This is a genomic window from Mycolicibacterium lacusdiani (genome assembly GCF_021916785.1).
Classification (GTDB): Bacteria; Actinomycetota; Actinomycetes; order Mycobacteriales; family Mycobacteriaceae; genus Mycobacterium; species Mycobacterium lacusdiani.
In genome coordinates this window covers 375,903-391,689 of the sequence record NZ_JAKCFC010000004.1, presented here as the reverse complement: position 1 = coordinate 391,689, position 15,787 = coordinate 375,903, and the positions used below count along the sequence as shown (strand labels likewise).

The window sequence follows — 15,787 nt, the reverse complement described above, 5'->3', positions numbered from 1 at the left end:
CGGCGCATCGGACTCAGGGCACCCGTGTGATCAGGACGTCGACGGGGTGGGGCAGAACTCCGGGCCTGCCCGTCAGCGAGATCTCACGCAGGTAATCGAGCAACTGCTCGCGCGCGTCGAAATCCAGTGCGCGCGAACGGGCTCCGATGAGGAAGTCCAGCACGGCCTCTCCGCGGCCGAGCGGATCCTCGAGCGCATCGCGGGCGTCAAGGTGTCCCACGATCGTCTCGGTACGGGTGTTCAGCGCACGCGACTCGAGTTCGTCCTTGACGTCCTCGGCGAACCATGGCTTGAGACCCGCCCACGGGCACAGCATCTCCGTCAGCACGCACAGCGGCTGAAGGGGCGCGATCGCGGTGACGAGGAGACCGCCGGGCCTGACCATGCTCAGGGCGTGGTCGAGTGCCGTCGCCAGGTCAGCGACGTAGTAGAGCGAATGCAGGAAGTGCACCAGATCGGCGGGATGGCCCGCGTCGTGGTCGGCCAGCTCACCGATGACGACGGTGGGTGTCAGCGATTCGGCGTCGAGTGCGTTCAACCGAGAGGCGAATCGAGCAGCCGACGGTGGATGGGGTTCGACGCCGGTGTAGCGCACGCGACGACCGTTGCGGGCGAGCGCGGCGGCGAGCGGCGCATCGACGCTTCCGTCGCCGACGCCGACGCCGACCACCCGCACCGGATCGCAGTCGCCAAGCATGGGCGGCAACGTCGTGGCCAGCCATGTCTGCAACCGTGGCCGCTGATCGCTGGCCGCCTCGTAGATGGCGTGGGTTTGGGCGTACCGCTCGGGCGACAGCGCAGGCAATGCCGGTTGATCGAGGATTCGCGCCCGTAGTCCATCGAGGGGCAGGGGCGGCCCCATCACTGTCACCGTCGCCAGTGTTCCTCGAAAAGCCGGTCAAACGGTCCGATGATCAAGACCGACACCGTTGCGTAAGAATCGCCCCCTGACATCCGTGGTTGGCTTGAGTGATGTCTCGCCCCGATACCGCGCAGCGCAGTTTGGACCACTGGAGCGAAGCCGGCCGATCGGGTATGCAAGCGTTCTACGCGCTGGCGACCGAGGATTACCGGCAACTCGTCGCCGCCCGGCCATGGGACGCCGACCTGAGCGGCCATGCCGTCGATGGCCGCGTGCGCCTGCTCGACGTGGCGTGCGGGAGCGGGAAGTTTCCCACCGCGCTGCTCGCCGGTGGTCTGCCGGTGCGACCCGTGGTCGAGGTAGACCTGCTGGACCCTTCTGCGTTCAGCATCGCGGAGGCCCGCGCGGCCCTGGCTCCCCCATTCATCGCGGCGGGCGAGCACGAAGTGTTCCTGCAGGACTTCTCGGGCACTGACTACGACGTGGCCTGGGCGACACATGCGCTGTATGCATTGCCACCCGCCGAGCTGGCCGCCGGCGTCGCGAAGATGGTCGCGGCGCTCCGGCCAGGTGGATTTGGAGCCGTCGCGCAGGCGTCGTCGCGCTCGCACTACCTGACGTTCTACGACGCCTACCGCGCCTCGTTCGCGCCCGATGCCACGCCGTACACCGACGCCGAAGGCGTCGCCGAGGCTCTCCGCGCAGCGGGTGCACCGGTCGAGGTTCAGGTGCTGCACTACCGCACCGGAACGTCCGACCGAGCGGTCGCCGAGGGATTCCTGCAACGGTGCGCATTTGACGACGCGCTTTCACTGGACGAGATGGAGGCCAGCGAGGTACTCGGCAGCTACCTCGCAGGATGCCGGGATTCCCAAGGCGCGTACGAGTTCCAGCACAAGGCTCACCTGATCACTTGGCGGCAACCGTGATTCGCAACCCGCACCTGTCCGAGACCACCGCGGCGGGCACCGCCTCCGACGTCGCCGTCGAGTGGGATCGCGGCAACGACCAGTGGTGGGATTGGTACATGTCGCTGGCCGACGGTCCCGTGCCCGACGGCCCGTTCGTCGATCCGCCGCCGCACGACCCCGGGCCCTTGCCGTCCGACGACGAGGTGGCCGCGGAACTCGCAGAGCCCTATCCGATCACCGCGGCGCAAGTCCAACAGTTCCAAGCCGACGCGTTCATCAAACTTCCGGGCGTCCTGACCCCCGGCGCCGTGGAGCGGCTGCGGGCCCGGCTGAGGGAGATGCTCGACGAATCCGTCGACCCTGCAGTCGGTTTCCAGAGCCGCGAGATGATGTGGCTGGAGGACGACCTCGTGCGCGCCGCGGTGCTGTCGCCGCGCATCGGCGGAATCAGCGCGGCGCTGCTCGGCACGCATCAGGTGCGGCTCTATCACGACAACGCCCTGTCCAAGGAACCCGGCGCAGGCCGCACGCCGTGGCACTACGACGCCCACCACTTCCCGCTCGACTCCCCCGACGTGCTGACGGCTTGGATTCCGCTCCAGCCCACCCCTCGCGACATGGGTCCGCTGGCCTTTGCTCGCGGTGTCCACGTCGGTGAGCTGGTCGAAGACCTCGAGTTCGACAAACACGGCACGTCGTACGACCGTGGCGTGTCGGAAACCCTTCGTGCACATGCCGTTGCGGTGGAGGACGGTCCGTTCGCAGCGGGCGAGGTGAGCTTCCACGCCGCCAGCTGCTTTCACACCGCGGGCGCGAACCTGACCACCGCGGCCCGCGTCGTGCTGGCCACGACGTACTTCGCCGATGGCACCCGGGTGGTGCCCAGCCCAACCATGGTGAGCGGCGACTGGCGCAAGTTCATCCCCGGTGCCGAGCCGGGCCACGTGGTGGCGAGCACTCGCAACCCGCTGTTGGCGCGCCCCGGAGGGTAGCTCAGACAGTCGAGACGGCGGGTCCATGCACGAGGTCCGACGGGCACGGGGCACGATGGGACGAATGGACGTCTTGGTGGTGGGCGCCGGGCCCGCCGGGTTGGCCATGGCCGGGGCGTGCGCGCATCTGGGGCTGACCACCGGGTTGCTGGACCCGTCCCCGACGCGGCCGTGGACCGCGACCTACGGCATGTGGAGCCGAGAGCTGCCCACCGACCTGCCCGGCTCCGTGGTCGCCGCCCGCGCCGCAGGCCGGGCGATCGCTCTCACCGAGCACGATCTGGGGTGGGAGTACGCCGTCCTCGACGTGCCCGCCCTGCAGGCACACCTCACCGACCGACTGACCGGCGTTCGGATCCACGCCGGACGCGCGGTGGGCTCGCCCGAGCCAGGTGTCGTCGCCCTCGCCGACGGATCCGAGCTGCGAGCCTCGGTGGTCATCGATGCCGGTGGTCGGGCGCGGCCCTTGGATCCGACGCCGTCGCAGCGGGCGCCCGCCGAACAGACTGCGTACGGTCTCATCCTCGACGAGGACGCAGCCGCTCCGCTGGTCTCCGCCGGCGACGCGCTCTTCATGGACTGGCGCACCGACCACGGCGAAACCGGTTGGCCCACGTTCCTGTACGTCATTCCCCTCGGCGGCGGGCGAGTGCTGGTGGAGGAGACTTCGCTCGCGCGCCGTTCGGGGCTGCCACTGTCGACGCTGCGACGACGCCTCCTCGCCCGGCTGGCCCATCACGGCGTTTACCCCCGGAATGACGCGCGTTCGGAGAAGGTGCTGTTCCGGGTGGACCATCAACGACACCGCGGACCCGGCGTGCTGGGATTCGGGGCGGCCGCGCCGCTGATCCACCCGGCGACCGGTTTCAGCCTGGCGGCCTCCCTCCGCCTCGCCCCCGAGGTGGCCACCGCGCTCGCCGCATGCCTGGCCGATGCCCCGGACAAGGCACTGGCGGCCGCCGAGCGAGTCGTCTGGCCCCGGGAGGCGCGGGTGGTGCACCGCGTGCGGCGGATCGGCCTGGAGTCGTTGCTGCGGATGCCTCCCGATGACGTCCCGGGCTTCTTCGAACAGTTCTTTGCCCTACCCGAACCCCACCGGTGGACCTACCTCACTGCGCGCGACGACATCCGCGGCACCGTCGCCGCGATGAACTGCCTCTTCCGGATCTCCAACGGCCGTTTGCGTCGCCACCTCGTCACGTCGGCGATGCGCCGTCCGTTGCAGTCCAATTGATCCGTGGCGCAGTTGTATTGCTTACAGACCGTCAGTCAGTCCCGGAGCATGGCCGTGTCGACTCCGAGCGCGCTGAGCCGGGCGATGTAGGTCGCCACGTTGCCGAGCTTGACGTCCTCGTAGCCGCGTACCAGTTCCGGCGCCGATGCGACCGCGACCGCGGAGTCGAGGGATTCGGCGCTCAGCGAGCCGGCCAAGTCAGCGACCAGTGCCTCGTAGTGGGCGAGCAGTCGGCGCTCGACCTTGCGCACGTGCGCGTACCCGAATGGGTCGAACGGAGTGCCGCGTAGCACCCGGCCCTTGGCGAGCACGCGGAGCATGCCGTGCGAGCGTGGACCGAAGCCGATCTTCTTCTTGCGTCCCAACGCCTTCATGGTCGGCGGGTGGAGCATGTAGGTCGCCTTCGTCGCACCGGGCACCTCCGCCTGCAATGACTCGACGAAGGCCGGATCGGTCAGCATCCGCGCGACCTCGTACTCGTCCTTGTACGCCATCAGCTTGTGCAAATTTGCGGCCACTGCCGAGGAGAAGTCGGTGCGGTCGGTGATTGCCCGTTCGCGATTCCACACGGAGTCGACGGCCGCGACGTAGCGCGACGCCACCCGCTCGTTCTGGTAGGCAACCAGATTCGCGGCGCATCGTTCGACGATCGTCCGCGTCTCACCGGCCACCGGTGACGCCGCGAGGAGGTGCGTCGGCACCACGGCGTCACTGCGGCGCGGCACGGTGGCCCCGACCGATGCCCGACGGAACGCGGCCGGGTCGGCGACGGCCACCCGGCCCCACCGGAACGCCGCGCGATTGGCGTCGACGGCAACTCCGTTGATAGCGATGGCTTCCTCGATGGCTGCCGCCGGGATGGGCAGTGCCCCGGCCTGATAGGCGGCGCCGATCAACAGGAAGTTGGCCGCCGCGGTGTCGGCGAAGAGCGCTCGTGCCGCTTCCAGCGCGTCGAGGGTGATGACGGTGCGGGCCTGCCCGCGCAGCCGCTCGAGCAGATCGTCGTCCTTCGGGTAGCTGACCGAGCCGTCATAGACCATCTCGCCGGTGGGGGTCTTGCTGGTGGATGCGACGGTGACCGTTTGCGCAGCGTCGCCGTATCCCAGGTTCTTCGCATCGGCTGCGGTGAGCAGGTCGAAGGCGAGGATGCAGTCGGCATCGCCCTGGCTGATGCGGTTCGATTGCGCGGGAACCACACTCAGCCGGAGATGCGAGGTGACCGGTCCCGCCTTCTGGCTCAGGCCCGTCTGATCGAGCCCGTGCACGTGCAGCCCGGCGCGCAGCGCCGCCATGCCCAGCACCTGGTTCACGGTCACGATGCCCGTCCCACCGATGCCGGCGAGGAAGACGTCGTGCACACCGGCGATCGGACGCAGTTCGACGTCGACCACCCGCGGCGGCACCGGGGTCACCTTCGCCGCCGCCTGCGGCTTCTCGGGTAGGTCGACGGTGACGAAGGACGGGCACTGCCCATCGAGACAGGAATAGTCGGTGTTGCAGGACGTCTGATCGATTCGCGTCTTGCGGCCGAACTCGGTGTCGACGGGTTGGACGGACAGGCAATTGCTCTTGACGCCGCAGTCGCCGCAGCCCTCGCACACGGCCTCGTTGATGACGACGCGGGTCCGCCGCACGGGCAGCGCGCCGCGCTTGCGCTTGCGACGCGCCTCGGCCGCGCACTGCTGGTCGTAGATCAGGACCGTGACGCCCTCGACCTCGCGCAGGAGGCGCTGGGCTTCGTCGAGGCGGTCGCGGTGCCACAGCGTGACGCCGGGGGCCAGTGCCGCTCGACGATGCCGCTCGGGCTCCTCCGCGCACACGATGATCTTGGCGACGCCCTCAGCGGCGAGCTTGTGGGTCAGCTCCGGCACTGACAACCCAGCCTCGGCGTCCTGCGCGCCGGTCATCGCCACGGCCGAGTTGTAGAGGATCTTGTAGGTGATGTTGGTCTTGGCGGCGATGTTGGCCTGCACTGCGAGTTGGCCGGAGTGGAAATAGGTTCCGTCACCGATGTTCTGGAAGACGTGCTCGACGTCCGTGTACGCGGCCTGGCCGATCCACTGCGCCCCCTCGCCGCCCATTTGGGTCAAGCCCGTGACGTGGGAGTCGGTCCGCGACGACATCGTGACCATGGTGTGGCAGCCGATCCCGCCTGCGGCCAGGGAGCCGGCGGGGACCGCGGTGGATCGGTTGTGCGGGCAGCCCGAACAGAAGTAGGCGGTGCGCTTGGTGGGCAGGACCGTGAGCGACAACGGCGGTGGTGGCGGTGCGGTCACCGTCATGCGTTCGGACAAGATCCTGCGCAGCGGTGACGTCAGGCGGGCCGCGGTCAGTTCGCCGTCAGCCGGGATGAGGGGGCGCCCGTCGAGGTCCCGCTTGCCGAGTACGGCCGGAGCGCGGTCGCGTCCATAGAGAACGTCCTTGACCTGGAGTTCGACGAACGCGGTTTTGTCCTCGACGACGAGCACCCGGTCGACCCCTTCCGCGAGCCGGCGCACCTTGGCCGCACCGAGGGGGTACGGCATGCCGACGCGCAGGATGCGGATGCCGGCACTCAGCAGATCGGTTTCGGTGAGGCCGAGGTCGGTCAGGGCCTGTCGCACGGAGTCGTAGGCAGTGCCGATGGCGACGATGCCGAGCCAGGCGTCCGTCGGATCGACCTCGATGGCGTCGATGGGGTTGGCGGCGTTGAAGGCCTCCACCATCGCCCAGCGGGGACCGTAGAGGTCGGCTTCGGCGAGCAGGCTGTCGGCCGGGGCGGCCATGACGCGCTGCCGGTACGTCCACGGCCGGCCGTCCCACTCGATGGTGGGAACGACGATGTCGAAGTCGGCGAAGTCCCGGTCGAGTGTCCAGAGCCCGTCGGCGACGTCCGCGACGATCTTCATCGCGGGCCAGCACCCGGATGCCCGGGACAGCGCAACGCCGTACATGCCAAAGGCGACGATCTCTTCGGCGTTGCGGGGGAACAGAATTGGCATCGACAGGGCAGCCAACGAGCGCTCGCTCGCGGCGGGGACGGTCGACGACTTCGCGGCGGGATCGTCACCGACGTAGGCCAACGTGCCGCCCGTCGGATGCGCGCCGTACATGGCGGCGTGCCGCAGCGCATCGCTCGCCCTGTCCAGTCCCGGGCCCTTGCCGTACCAGATTCCGACGACACCGTCGTGGGTCCGGCGGCCCTTGGGCAGTTCCTGCTGGCTGCCCCATACCGACGTGGCGGCCAGCTCCTCGTTCATGCCGGGCACCAGGCGGATGTCGTGTGCGGACGTCACCGCGCCGAGGCTGGCGAGGAGCCTGTCGAGTCCGGCCAACGGGCTGCCCTGATAGCCGGAGACGAAGGTGCCGACGCGTTTACCTGCCCGATGATCGCGCTCGTGCTGCTCGACCATCTGGCGAGCGATGGCTTGCACGCCGGTGAGCAGTACGGGTCCGGAGGACGCCGAGTAGCGGGACGAGAGGTCGAAGTCGACGGAGCGGGGTTTGTCGGCCAGATCGGTCATGACACACCTCCGAGGGTGATCGTTTGGTTGCCTCAAGCGTGCGTCTTGGCTACGCGGCGGTCAACTGATGTCTAAACAACAGAACGGAATGATCAGCTAGTGACGCCCGTCACGCCCTAAGGTGAGAAGAATGACCAGCTTGGACCGTCTCGACCTGGAGATCCTCCGCAAGTTGTCCGACGACGCACGTACCGGAGTCGTGGAACTGTCCTCGGCACTGGGGATATCGCGGAACACCGTGCAGTCACGCGTGCGCCGGTTGGAGGAGTCCGGAGTGCTGACCGGCTACCAGCCGCGCGTCGATCTGGCCGAGGCGGGGCTTGCCGTGCAGGCATTCGTCGCGCTGGAGATCAACCAGGTCGGGATGGCCTCGGTGGTGAGCGGATTGGCCCGTATTCCGCAGGTGCTCGAGGTGCACGCGACCACGGGCCGCGAGGACCTCCTGGTGCGAGTCGCCACTGCCACACAGGCCGAACTCCAGGAATTGGTGGTGCACATCCTCGCGATCCCCGGTGTGGTGCACTCGAGCACCACGCTGGCGCTGACCACCCCGTTGCCCTACCGGGTCATCCCGCTACTGGAGGAAGCCACGCGCGACGCTGGGTGGGGCCGCTCGACGCCGAAGCCGTAGCGCGAAGTGACCTCTTGACCTGAAGTCCTCTTCAGGTTCTACCGTGTCGATTCATGAACATCACCGATTCGAGAATCACCACGGGAACTCCCGGTCGCCTCTCGGCGGCCGACGTCGGACTCCTACTCCTGCGCGTCGTCTTCGGCGGACTACTGGCGGCAGTCGGTCTACAGAAGCTGTTCGGCTGGTTCGGCGGACAAGGCCTGGCGGAGACCGGTTCGATGTTCGAGCAGATCGGCTACAGCCCAGGCGTTTTCTTCGCGGCAGTGGCCGGCACGCTCGAAACGGTGGGCGGGCTCCTGCTGCTACTGGGGTTGTTCACGCCCCTGGCGTGTTCCATCGTCGTCGGGGTCATGATCAACGCCATGTACGTGACCTGGCCGGGCGGGCTGTTCGGTCCAACCGGATATCAGACGGCGTTGCTCTACGCGACGGCAGCAGCCGTAATCGCTTGCACCGGAGCGGGAGTACTCGCATTGGATCACGGCCGCCCGTGGCAGCGCGACGGTGCGACGTGGGCTGTCGCCAGCATCCTGACCGGCGTGGTCGCCGCCGCTGGCGTCCTGCTCCTCAGAGCGCTGATGTAGCGACCACCGTCGGCGGCGCGAACCGTTGGCGCGCGCGACACCCGCCGGTGGCACGTTCCCTCCTCGGCGTTCACCGTCGCGTCGTCCGGACGCCGCATGCTGGCGCGATGGCTCCTCCCGATCACCGACCGACGATGCCGCGCCGCACCATTCTGCGAGCGTCCCTGGCCGGCGCATTGCTCGTCCCCGCGGCCGCGGCCCTGCAAGCCTGCGGCACCTCGGGCACCGGCGCGTCGCCGACCAGCACCGGCTTGATCGCCAGCCGCCCTCGCCTGACGCACGGTGTCGCCACCGGTGATCCCCGGGCCGACGGCGCGCTGGTGTGGGCACGCTCCGACTCCCCCGCCCGCATGATCGTCGAAACGTCTGCCACCGAATCGTTCTCGAATCCGAACAGGATCAGCGGGCCTGCTCTGACCCCGGCGACCGACGGAACCGGGCGGATGCGGATCACCGGCCTGGAGCCGGGGCAGACGGTGCACTACCGGGTCACCCTGGAGGCTGAGGACGGTGCCACGTCCGAGCCCGCGGTCGGCGTCTTCAACACCGTCCCGACGCAACCTCGGGACGTCACGTTCGTCTGGTCCGGCGACGTGGTCGGTCAGGGCTGGGGCATCAATCGCCAGGGAGGGATGTCGATCTTCGGCGCCATGGCGGACCGTCGACCGGACTTCTTCATCCACTCAGGGGACGCCATCTACGCCGATGGCCCGGTGCCCGAGACCCAGAAGCAGAACGACGGCGCCACCTACGCCAACGTCACGGCGCCGGCCAAGGCCCACGTAGCCGAAACCCTCGACGACTTCCGCGGCAACTACGCCTACAACCTCACCGACGAGCACTATCGTCGCTTCAACGCCACGGTCCCACAACTGATTCAGTGGGATGACCACGAAGTCGTGAACAACTGGTTCCCCGGCGAGTCGCTCGCAGGACAGAACCGCAAGGGGTACACGAAGACCGACGTCGACGAACTCGCCGGCTACGCGTATCAGGCGTGGCGGGAATGGCAACCCATCGAGCCGTCCGAAGCCGTCGACGGCCGGCTGCATCGCAAGATCTCCTACGGTCCGCTGCTCGACGTCTTCGTCCTCGACATGCGCTCTTACAAGAACCCAAACCCTCGAGCGTGGGCTCAGTCCGACGACGCCGGGGTGCTGGGGCGAGCCCAAACGCAGTGGCTCATCGACGGCTTGAAGAAGTCGACGGCGGTCTGGAAGGTGGTGGCCAACGACCTACCGATCAGCATCGTCGTACCGGACGCGTCCACCGATCCATCCAACGGTCCGAAGTCCATGGAGGCCGTCGCGCAAGGCGAGAACGGGCGGCCACTGGGCCGGGAGATCGCGTTCTCGCGCATCCTGTCCGAGACCAAGGAGGTGCGCAACGTCGTGTACCTCACGGCCGACGTGCACTACACCGCGGCGATCTCATACCACCCCGACCAGGCCGGCTTCACCGACTTCTCGCCGTTTTGGGAATTCGTCTCCGGCCCCTTGAACGCGGGGGCGTTCCCGCAGAGTCCGCTCGACGGCACCTTCGGCGCACGCTACGAGTTCGTTCACGCGCCGGAGGAGAAGGACACCTCCCCCGCCCAAGGATTCCAACACTTCGGGCAAGTCTCCATCAACGCGGATTCGGCAGTGATGACGGTCGACCTGTGCGATGCGTCCGGGAAGTCGTTGTACGCCAAGCAGTTGCCGCCGTCCTAGCCGGTTGCGGCACTACTGCGTCGTCGAGGACTGCCCTCGCTCTTCCGTACGATGCCGGAGAGGCTGACAGGCGTCGTACTGGCGCCCGCGGCCGGGCGCATCGTCGGCGAGAGGACACCATGACCGGGCTCGACACCGATCCGGCGACACCTACGTCCCTGGGCTTCGTCCGGAGCCATCCACTGGTCACCTTCTTCGTCATGGCGAGCACGTTGAGCTGGCTAGCCTGGACGCCTTACATCCTGTCGTCGAACGGACTCGGCGTGTGGGACTACCGATTCCCGGAGATCCTGGGCACCGCACAGATAGCCGGATTGCTTCCTGGGCTCTACCTCGGCCCGATCACGTCGGCATTCGTGGTCACGGCGCTCGCAGACGGACGTCCAGGGTTACGACGCTGGTTCGACCGACTCGGACGGTGGCGTGTCGCCCGACGTTGGTACGCGTTGGCATTACTCGGAGTTCCCGCGGCCATGTTGGTCGCCGGTGCCGCGTTCTCCGGCGGCGACGTGCGGGCGCCGTCGTTGCTTGCCTTGGCCGCTTACCTGCCGGGCCTGGTCCTTCAGATGCTCACGACCGGGATCGGCGAGGAACCCGGTTGGCGCGACTTCGCGCTTCCGCGGCTACAGAGCCAGATGGGTCCGCTGCGAGCTGTTTTCGTCCTCGGCCCGCTCTGGGGTGTCTGGCATCTGCCCTTGTTCCTCACGGACTGGGGCGGCTGGCCGAACGCCCACTGGTCGCGGCCGCTGGTGTTCCTCGCGTTCTGCGTCGCCTTCAGCGTCGTGCTGTCCTGGGTGTTCAACCGCACGGGCGAGAGCTTGCCGATCGCCATGCTGATGCACGTCAGCGTGAACAACTTCGCGTCGATCCTCTGGGCCGACGTGTTCCCGTCACTGGATGCCGAGCGGGCGATGTTGGCGATGACGACGCTGACCGTGATCACCTCTGCCGTCGTGCTCCTGGGCACGCGCGGCAGGCTCGGCTACGGCCGGGAGCCGACACCCCAGCCCGTGGAGAGGTAGGAGCCCATCACCAGGCGACCACCTCGCCCGCATCGTCGATGAACTGGCCGGTGGGCGATTCAGGGGCGAGTGCGACGGCGACGATGGCGGCTGCGCCTTCGGCGGGGTCACCGGCGCCGGGTGTCGGTTGGCCACTGAGCCCGGTGGCTCGGTAGCCGGGGCTCACGGAAAGCACGGGAATCCGCTCGGAAGCCAGCTCCTTGGCGTAGAGCACCGTCAGCATGTCCAGCGCGCTCTTGGATGCCTGGTATGCGGCCGACGCCACCGACGTGTACTGCCACTCCGGGTCATTGACCAGGCGGGTCGATCCCAGCTCGCTCGACACGTTGAGGATCCGCGGGCGCTCCGAGGCACGCAGCAGCGGCAGGAATGCATTGGTGACCGCGATGACGCCGGCCGCGTTGGTGTCGAACGTCCGCAGCATGGCTTCCCGACTCACCTGTGACGCCGGCATCCCGTCGCCGACGATCGCGGCGTTGTTGACGAGGATGTCCACCCGCCCATGGGTTTCGCCGACGTAACCGGCAGCGGCAGCGATGGTGCGATCATCGGTGACGTCGAGGATGAGCAACTCTGCGTCGAGTCCCTCTCCGGCCAGCTCCGCCACGGCCGCGGATCCGCGCGCCTGGTCTCGGGAACCCAGCAGTACGTGGACGCCGGCGCGAGCGAGTTGTCGAGCCATGTGCAGGCCGATACCCGCATTGGCTCCGGTGATGAGGGCGATGGGGCTGTCGTCTTTCGTCATGCACCCATCTCAGTGCAGCCCCGACCGCACAGGCAGGCCTGAGCTATACCCCCATCGCGGGGAATACGCGCTCGGTGCCATCAGCGCGCCTCGAGTCTCGGAATAGCCTCCGTAACGCCCCGCGTTGGCTCCGATCATGAGAGCGTTCACGGACGAAGAGCGGCAGCAGTTCCTCGAAGCCAAGCACGTCGGCGTGCTGTCGGTGGCCACCGACGATGGACGACCGCCCGCGAGCGTCCCGATTTGGTACGACTACACCCCCGACGGGCACATCCGGATCAACACGGGCGCGGCGTCGCGCAAGGCGCGACTGATCGAGAAGGCCGGGGCCGTGACGCTGGTGGTTCAGCGCGAAGAACCGCCGTATCAGTACGTCATCGTGGAGGGCACCGTCGTGGACGCCACAGCCCCCTCGCCTCACGACGCACGCGAGGCCATCGCCGTCCGGTATCTCGGCGAGGAGGGCGGTCACGCCTTCCTCGAAGCCACCCGCGACGTGACCAACGTGCTGTTCACCATCCGACCCGACCGCTGGATCAGCGCGGACTACTCCGGCGATCTGTAGCGGCTCGTCGAACGTTCGCCCAATCGTGAGGTTCCCCGCCGAACTGGAGAGTCACGTCGTTCACGACGCGAAATCACGACGTGACGCTCCAGTTCGGCGCAGTAGGGCTACGCCGCACTACGCCCGCAGGATGTCGGCCGGGGAGACGGTTTCGACGAACGCGCGGGCGGCCGTGGCGAGTTCGGCGTCTGCGGTGGCCAGCGCGTCGGCCTGCAACTGGGTCAGCGCGATGTACTCGGCCCGGTAGGTGTCCGGCCAGTCGAGTTCGGCGGCGATCCGCCATGCGCGGTCCTGCAGTACCCGGTCGCCAAGGAGTCGGATCCGCAGCCCACGGATGCCGTCGAGAAGCTTGCGGCCGGTTCGGTCGTCGATCTCGCCACGGCGGACGGAACCGTAGACGAGGGTGAGCGCTTGTGAGCGCAGCAGTGTCGGCGCCGCGAGGCCGTGCTCCGGTGGGATGGACGCGTCGCTCGCGGCGAGGTCGATGGCCGCCGGTGCGTCGATGACGAAGATTGTCATCCCCGAAGCTTGGCATGGAATGGGTCCACTTCGTCTTCATGGTGAACTCATGACTGGTAGGGAAGTCCCAGACGTCCCCCGCCACTCACACCTATGCATTGCCTATGAGTGAGGTCGCGCCGTCCGCTCACGGCGGTACGAAGAGAACATGACCAATCAATCGCGAAAACTCAATCACCCTGTAGTCCAAACGAATTGCAGCCGCGCCATCCTCGCCACCATCGTGATCGCACCGGCAGCCGCAGTCGGCGTGCTGTTCTTCGGCGTGCCACACGGCTGGGCCGATTCCACTGACTCTGGCATCGGGCACAACCCGGGCCTGCAGGTGAACTGCGCCTTCAACCCCGCCTTCAACAAGGCGCACGCCGAGGAGTGCAAGGGCATCGACGTCGAGTCCGTGGCGTCCAACGGCGGAGCCGATCCGGGAACAGCCCCTGAGGTCAAGAGGAAGTGACCACTAGGCCCACGAGATCACGCCGTACGTGCGCTCCACTCCGAGGTGCGCTCGGGCGTCGCCTCGGCAAGCGCACGCTTAGTGTCGGCCGCGTCGAAGTCCTTGCCGTACACCGGTGTACCGGGCTGCTGACGCCATGACTCGGAGATGAGGCCGGCGTCAACGGGATCGAAACCGAGCTGATCCACGATGTCGTGCACCAAGTTTCGGCCAGGTCCATCCTCGCCGGCGATCGGGAGTGCGATGCGCTTCGCAGTGCCGCTGGGCTTGCCGCTTTCGAGCAGGTGCTTCCACCAGATCCCGTTGAACACCTTGTACACCGGTGCACCGATCTGGTCCGACACCCACGCACTCTCGACCTGACCGTCTTCGATCGCCGAGATCTCACCGTCGCGCTGCTGCGGGTAGTAGTTGTTGGTCTCGATGACGGGCGCGCCCGGCTTGCGGGACTCGACGATTCCGTCCGCGAGATCCGGGACGTTCTTCTGCGGGATGCTGACGATCACGAGATCGGCATCCGACGCGGCGTCCTTCGCCCACACTGCGGTCGCACCCGTTTCCTGGGCGAGATCTGCCAGCGTTTCCGGAGCGCGGGAGTTCGACACGTTGACGTCGTGGCCCAGTTCGCGGAGCCGACGCGTCAGCGTGCCGCCGATCTGGCCCGCCCCGATGATTCCGATCTTCATGCATCGCCTCCGTGTGGTGGGTCGTCACCGGGCCGCAACGTCCGCCGCGCGGGCCCTATTCCGCACGCCAGCGCAACGGTGAGTTCCGCAATCGAACTCGGGTCGTGCAACCGATCCCCGAAGAGTTCGCGCAACTGGCGCAGCCGATAGCGCACCGTCGACGGCGAGACGTAGAGGTCCGCGGCGATGTCATCGCGCCGGCCGTGATGGAGCAGCCATGACCGCAGCGTGTCGGTGAGCCGTTCGCGGGTGGTGGTCGGTATCGCCGCCAATGGCGCCAAGGCGCGGGCCCGAAGGTCGACGAGTGCCTCGGCGTCGGCCGTCACGACCAGCTCCGCGAGCATCTCGTCGGTGTCGAGCAGCGCGGTGAACTGTGGTGCGCGAAGCTCGACCGCCCGCATGACGCGAGTCACCGAGGACCGCGCGGACGACCACGGCCGTGCCGGCCCCACCACCGCACCCGTCTTGCCGATCGACGCGAGGAAGGGCGCTCTGGCCTTCCCGCCGACGTCCGGGATCAGGAAAAGTCGGATGGCCGTTGGGGGCAGCTCGACTGCGTCATCGGGCACCTCGAGAGTGCGCGGATCGGTATTGATCATCCCGCCGCGCTCGTGGTGCCGAAGTGGCAGCGCCACTGCGGTCAGCGTCTGCGGTGGAGTCCACGACGCCGCCTCGGCAGCGAGATTCAACTCCTCGGGCGATACCTCGCGCAGGAGCGCGCGTACGAGACGCTCGCGATGGCGTTCCCGTGCCAATCCCAATCGCGCCATCTCGTCGGCATGGCCGGCCACGCCCGCCGCCGAGAACCGGTCGAGGTAGGCGAAGGACATCTCGGCGAAGACGCTCACCTCGCCGCCACCCACTCCGTGCAGGACAGCCAGCGCAGACCACTCACGCCAGATCTCGCGAGCGCCGATCCGGTAGGCGGCGAGCTGCACCTCCGTCGGCCGGCCCTGCCGGGCTTCGCGCCGGCCGAAACGATAGGCCGTGTCCAGCACCTCCTGCATCGACGTCGTCGACCTCTCGGGGTCGGCCGCACCCCGCAGTTGTTCGACCAGCGCGGTCAGCAGTTGGTCGGCCGACGCGTAGAAGACCGGCCGCCATGACTCCTGCGCGGCGACAGCGAAGGTCGGCACCTCGGCGATTACCGCCTCCACCATGCGGTCGGCCAGACCCGGCAGTCCCGCCCGCATGGCCTCGAGGGTCTCCGCAGGCAGTTCGGGTGTCCTCGTCGGCGCAGGCGGGACGTTGGCCATACCTCGGATGGTAGGCGGCGCCCTGACGCCTGGCTGTCCGATGAGGGCAACACAGGCCCGATGCTCTGGCCGTAGGAGGCGAGAAACTGTCCGGAAACGACGCAATGA

Annotated in this window: 15 protein-coding genes; 9 read left to right on the top strand and 6 right to left on the bottom strand. The window is 67.9% G+C overall.

Annotated features, from left to right (window positions below; all coding sequences use genetic code 11):
• Positions 1-13: 13 nt before the first annotated feature.
• Positions 14-862 carry a class I SAM-dependent methyltransferase gene (locus LOK44_RS15500; RefSeq protein ID WP_237571191.1) on the bottom strand — a complete coding sequence of 283 codons (849 nt, stop codon included), beginning with the start codon at positions 860-862 and terminating at the stop codon, positions 14-16.
• Positions 863-972: 110 nt separating this feature from the next.
• On the opposite strand from LOK44_RS15500, the gene LOK44_RS15495 reads away from it, so the two are divergent.
• From LOK44_RS15495 to LOK44_RS15485, 3 genes are all read left to right on the top strand, one after another.
• Positions 973-1,791: a class I SAM-dependent methyltransferase gene (locus LOK44_RS15495; RefSeq protein WP_237570935.1), complete on the top strand. Its 819-nt coding sequence runs from the start codon at positions 973-975 to the stop codon at positions 1,789-1,791.
• Complete coding sequence (locus tag LOK44_RS15490; RefSeq protein WP_237570934.1) at positions 1,788-2,765, top strand: phytanoyl-CoA dioxygenase family protein; 978 nt, start codon at positions 1,788-1,790, stop codon at positions 2,763-2,765. The genes LOK44_RS15495 and LOK44_RS15490 overlap by 4 nt, the downstream gene beginning before the upstream one ends.
• Before the next feature lie 64 nt (positions 2,766-2,829).
• Positions 2,830-3,999 (top strand): lycopene cyclase family protein, encoded by a 1,170-nt coding sequence (locus LOK44_RS15485; RefSeq protein WP_237570933.1) that lies wholly within the window; start codon positions 2,830-2,832, stop codon positions 3,997-3,999.
• A gap of 35 nt (positions 4,000-4,034) precedes the next feature.
• Here LOK44_RS15485 and LOK44_RS15480 read toward each other — a convergent pair whose 3' ends face one another.
• Positions 4,035-7,502: an indolepyruvate ferredoxin oxidoreductase family protein gene (locus tag LOK44_RS15480; protein WP_237570932.1), complete on the bottom strand. Its 3,468-nt coding sequence runs from the start codon at positions 7,500-7,502 to the stop codon at positions 4,035-4,037.
• Between the two features lie 130 nt (positions 7,503-7,632).
• Here LOK44_RS15480 and LOK44_RS15475 point away from each other — a divergent pair, with 130 nt between their 5' ends.
• The 4 genes from LOK44_RS15475 (at position 7,633) to LOK44_RS15460 (ending at position 11,454) form a co-directional block, all read left to right on the top strand.
• Positions 7,633-8,133, top strand: a complete 501-nt coding sequence (locus tag LOK44_RS15475; RefSeq protein ID WP_163920085.1) for an Lrp/AsnC family transcriptional regulator — start codon at positions 7,633-7,635, stop codon at positions 8,131-8,133.
• A 53-nt stretch (positions 8,134-8,186) separates the two neighbouring features.
• The gene (locus tag LOK44_RS15470; RefSeq protein ID WP_237570931.1) at positions 8,187-8,720 is read left to right on the top strand and encodes a DoxX family protein; all 534 of its coding nucleotides are present in this window, start codon (positions 8,187-8,189) and stop codon (positions 8,718-8,720) included.
• 107 nt (positions 8,721-8,827) lie between these two features.
• Complete coding sequence (locus tag LOK44_RS15465) at positions 8,828-10,432, top strand: alkaline phosphatase D family protein (RefSeq protein ID WP_237570930.1); 1,605 nt, start codon at positions 8,828-8,830, stop codon at positions 10,430-10,432.
• Between the two features lie 119 nt (positions 10,433-10,551).
• On the top strand, positions 10,552-11,454 hold the full coding sequence (locus LOK44_RS15460; protein WP_237570929.1) for a CPBP family intramembrane glutamic endopeptidase: 903 nt from the start codon (positions 10,552-10,554) through the stop codon (positions 11,452-11,454).
• Positions 11,455-11,461: 7 nt separating this feature from the next.
• On the opposite strand, the gene LOK44_RS15455 is transcribed toward LOK44_RS15460, so the two are convergent.
• The gene (locus LOK44_RS15455; RefSeq protein ID WP_237570928.1) at positions 11,462-12,199 is read right to left on the bottom strand and encodes an SDR family NAD(P)-dependent oxidoreductase; all 738 of its coding nucleotides are present in this window, start codon (positions 12,197-12,199) and stop codon (positions 11,462-11,464) included.
• 133 nt (positions 12,200-12,332) lie between these two features.
• On the opposite strand from LOK44_RS15455, the gene LOK44_RS15450 reads away from it, so the two are divergent.
• Positions 12,333-12,764, top strand: coding sequence for a pyridoxamine 5'-phosphate oxidase family protein (locus LOK44_RS15450; protein ID WP_372481255.1), 432 nt, complete (start codon positions 12,333-12,335; stop codon positions 12,762-12,764).
• 117 nt (positions 12,765-12,881) lie between these two features.
• On the opposite strand, the gene LOK44_RS15445 is transcribed toward LOK44_RS15450, so the two are convergent.
• The gene (locus tag LOK44_RS15445) at positions 12,882-13,283 is read right to left on the bottom strand and encodes a type II toxin-antitoxin system VapC family toxin (RefSeq protein ID WP_237570926.1); all 402 of its coding nucleotides are present in this window, start codon (positions 13,281-13,283) and stop codon (positions 12,882-12,884) included.
• Positions 13,284-13,506: 223 nt separating this feature from the next.
• Here LOK44_RS15445 and LOK44_RS15440 point away from each other — a divergent pair, with 223 nt between their 5' ends.
• Positions 13,507-13,737, top strand: coding sequence for a hypothetical protein (locus tag LOK44_RS15440; RefSeq protein ID WP_237570925.1), 231 nt, complete (start codon positions 13,507-13,509; stop codon positions 13,735-13,737).
• Between the two features lie 17 nt (positions 13,738-13,754).
• Here the strand turns inward: LOK44_RS15440 and LOK44_RS15435 are convergent, their stop codons facing one another.
• Both LOK44_RS15435 and LOK44_RS15430 read right to left on the bottom strand, forming a co-directional pair.
• Positions 13,755-14,423, bottom strand: coding sequence for an NADPH-dependent F420 reductase (locus LOK44_RS15435; protein WP_237570924.1), 669 nt, complete (start codon positions 14,421-14,423; stop codon positions 13,755-13,757).
• On the bottom strand, positions 14,420-15,679 hold the full coding sequence (locus tag LOK44_RS15430) for a helix-turn-helix domain-containing protein (RefSeq protein WP_237570923.1): 1,260 nt from the start codon (positions 15,677-15,679) through the stop codon (positions 14,420-14,422). Before LOK44_RS15430 ends, LOK44_RS15435 begins: the two co-directional genes overlap by 4 nt.
• Between the last annotated feature and the right edge of the window lie 108 nt (positions 15,680-15,787).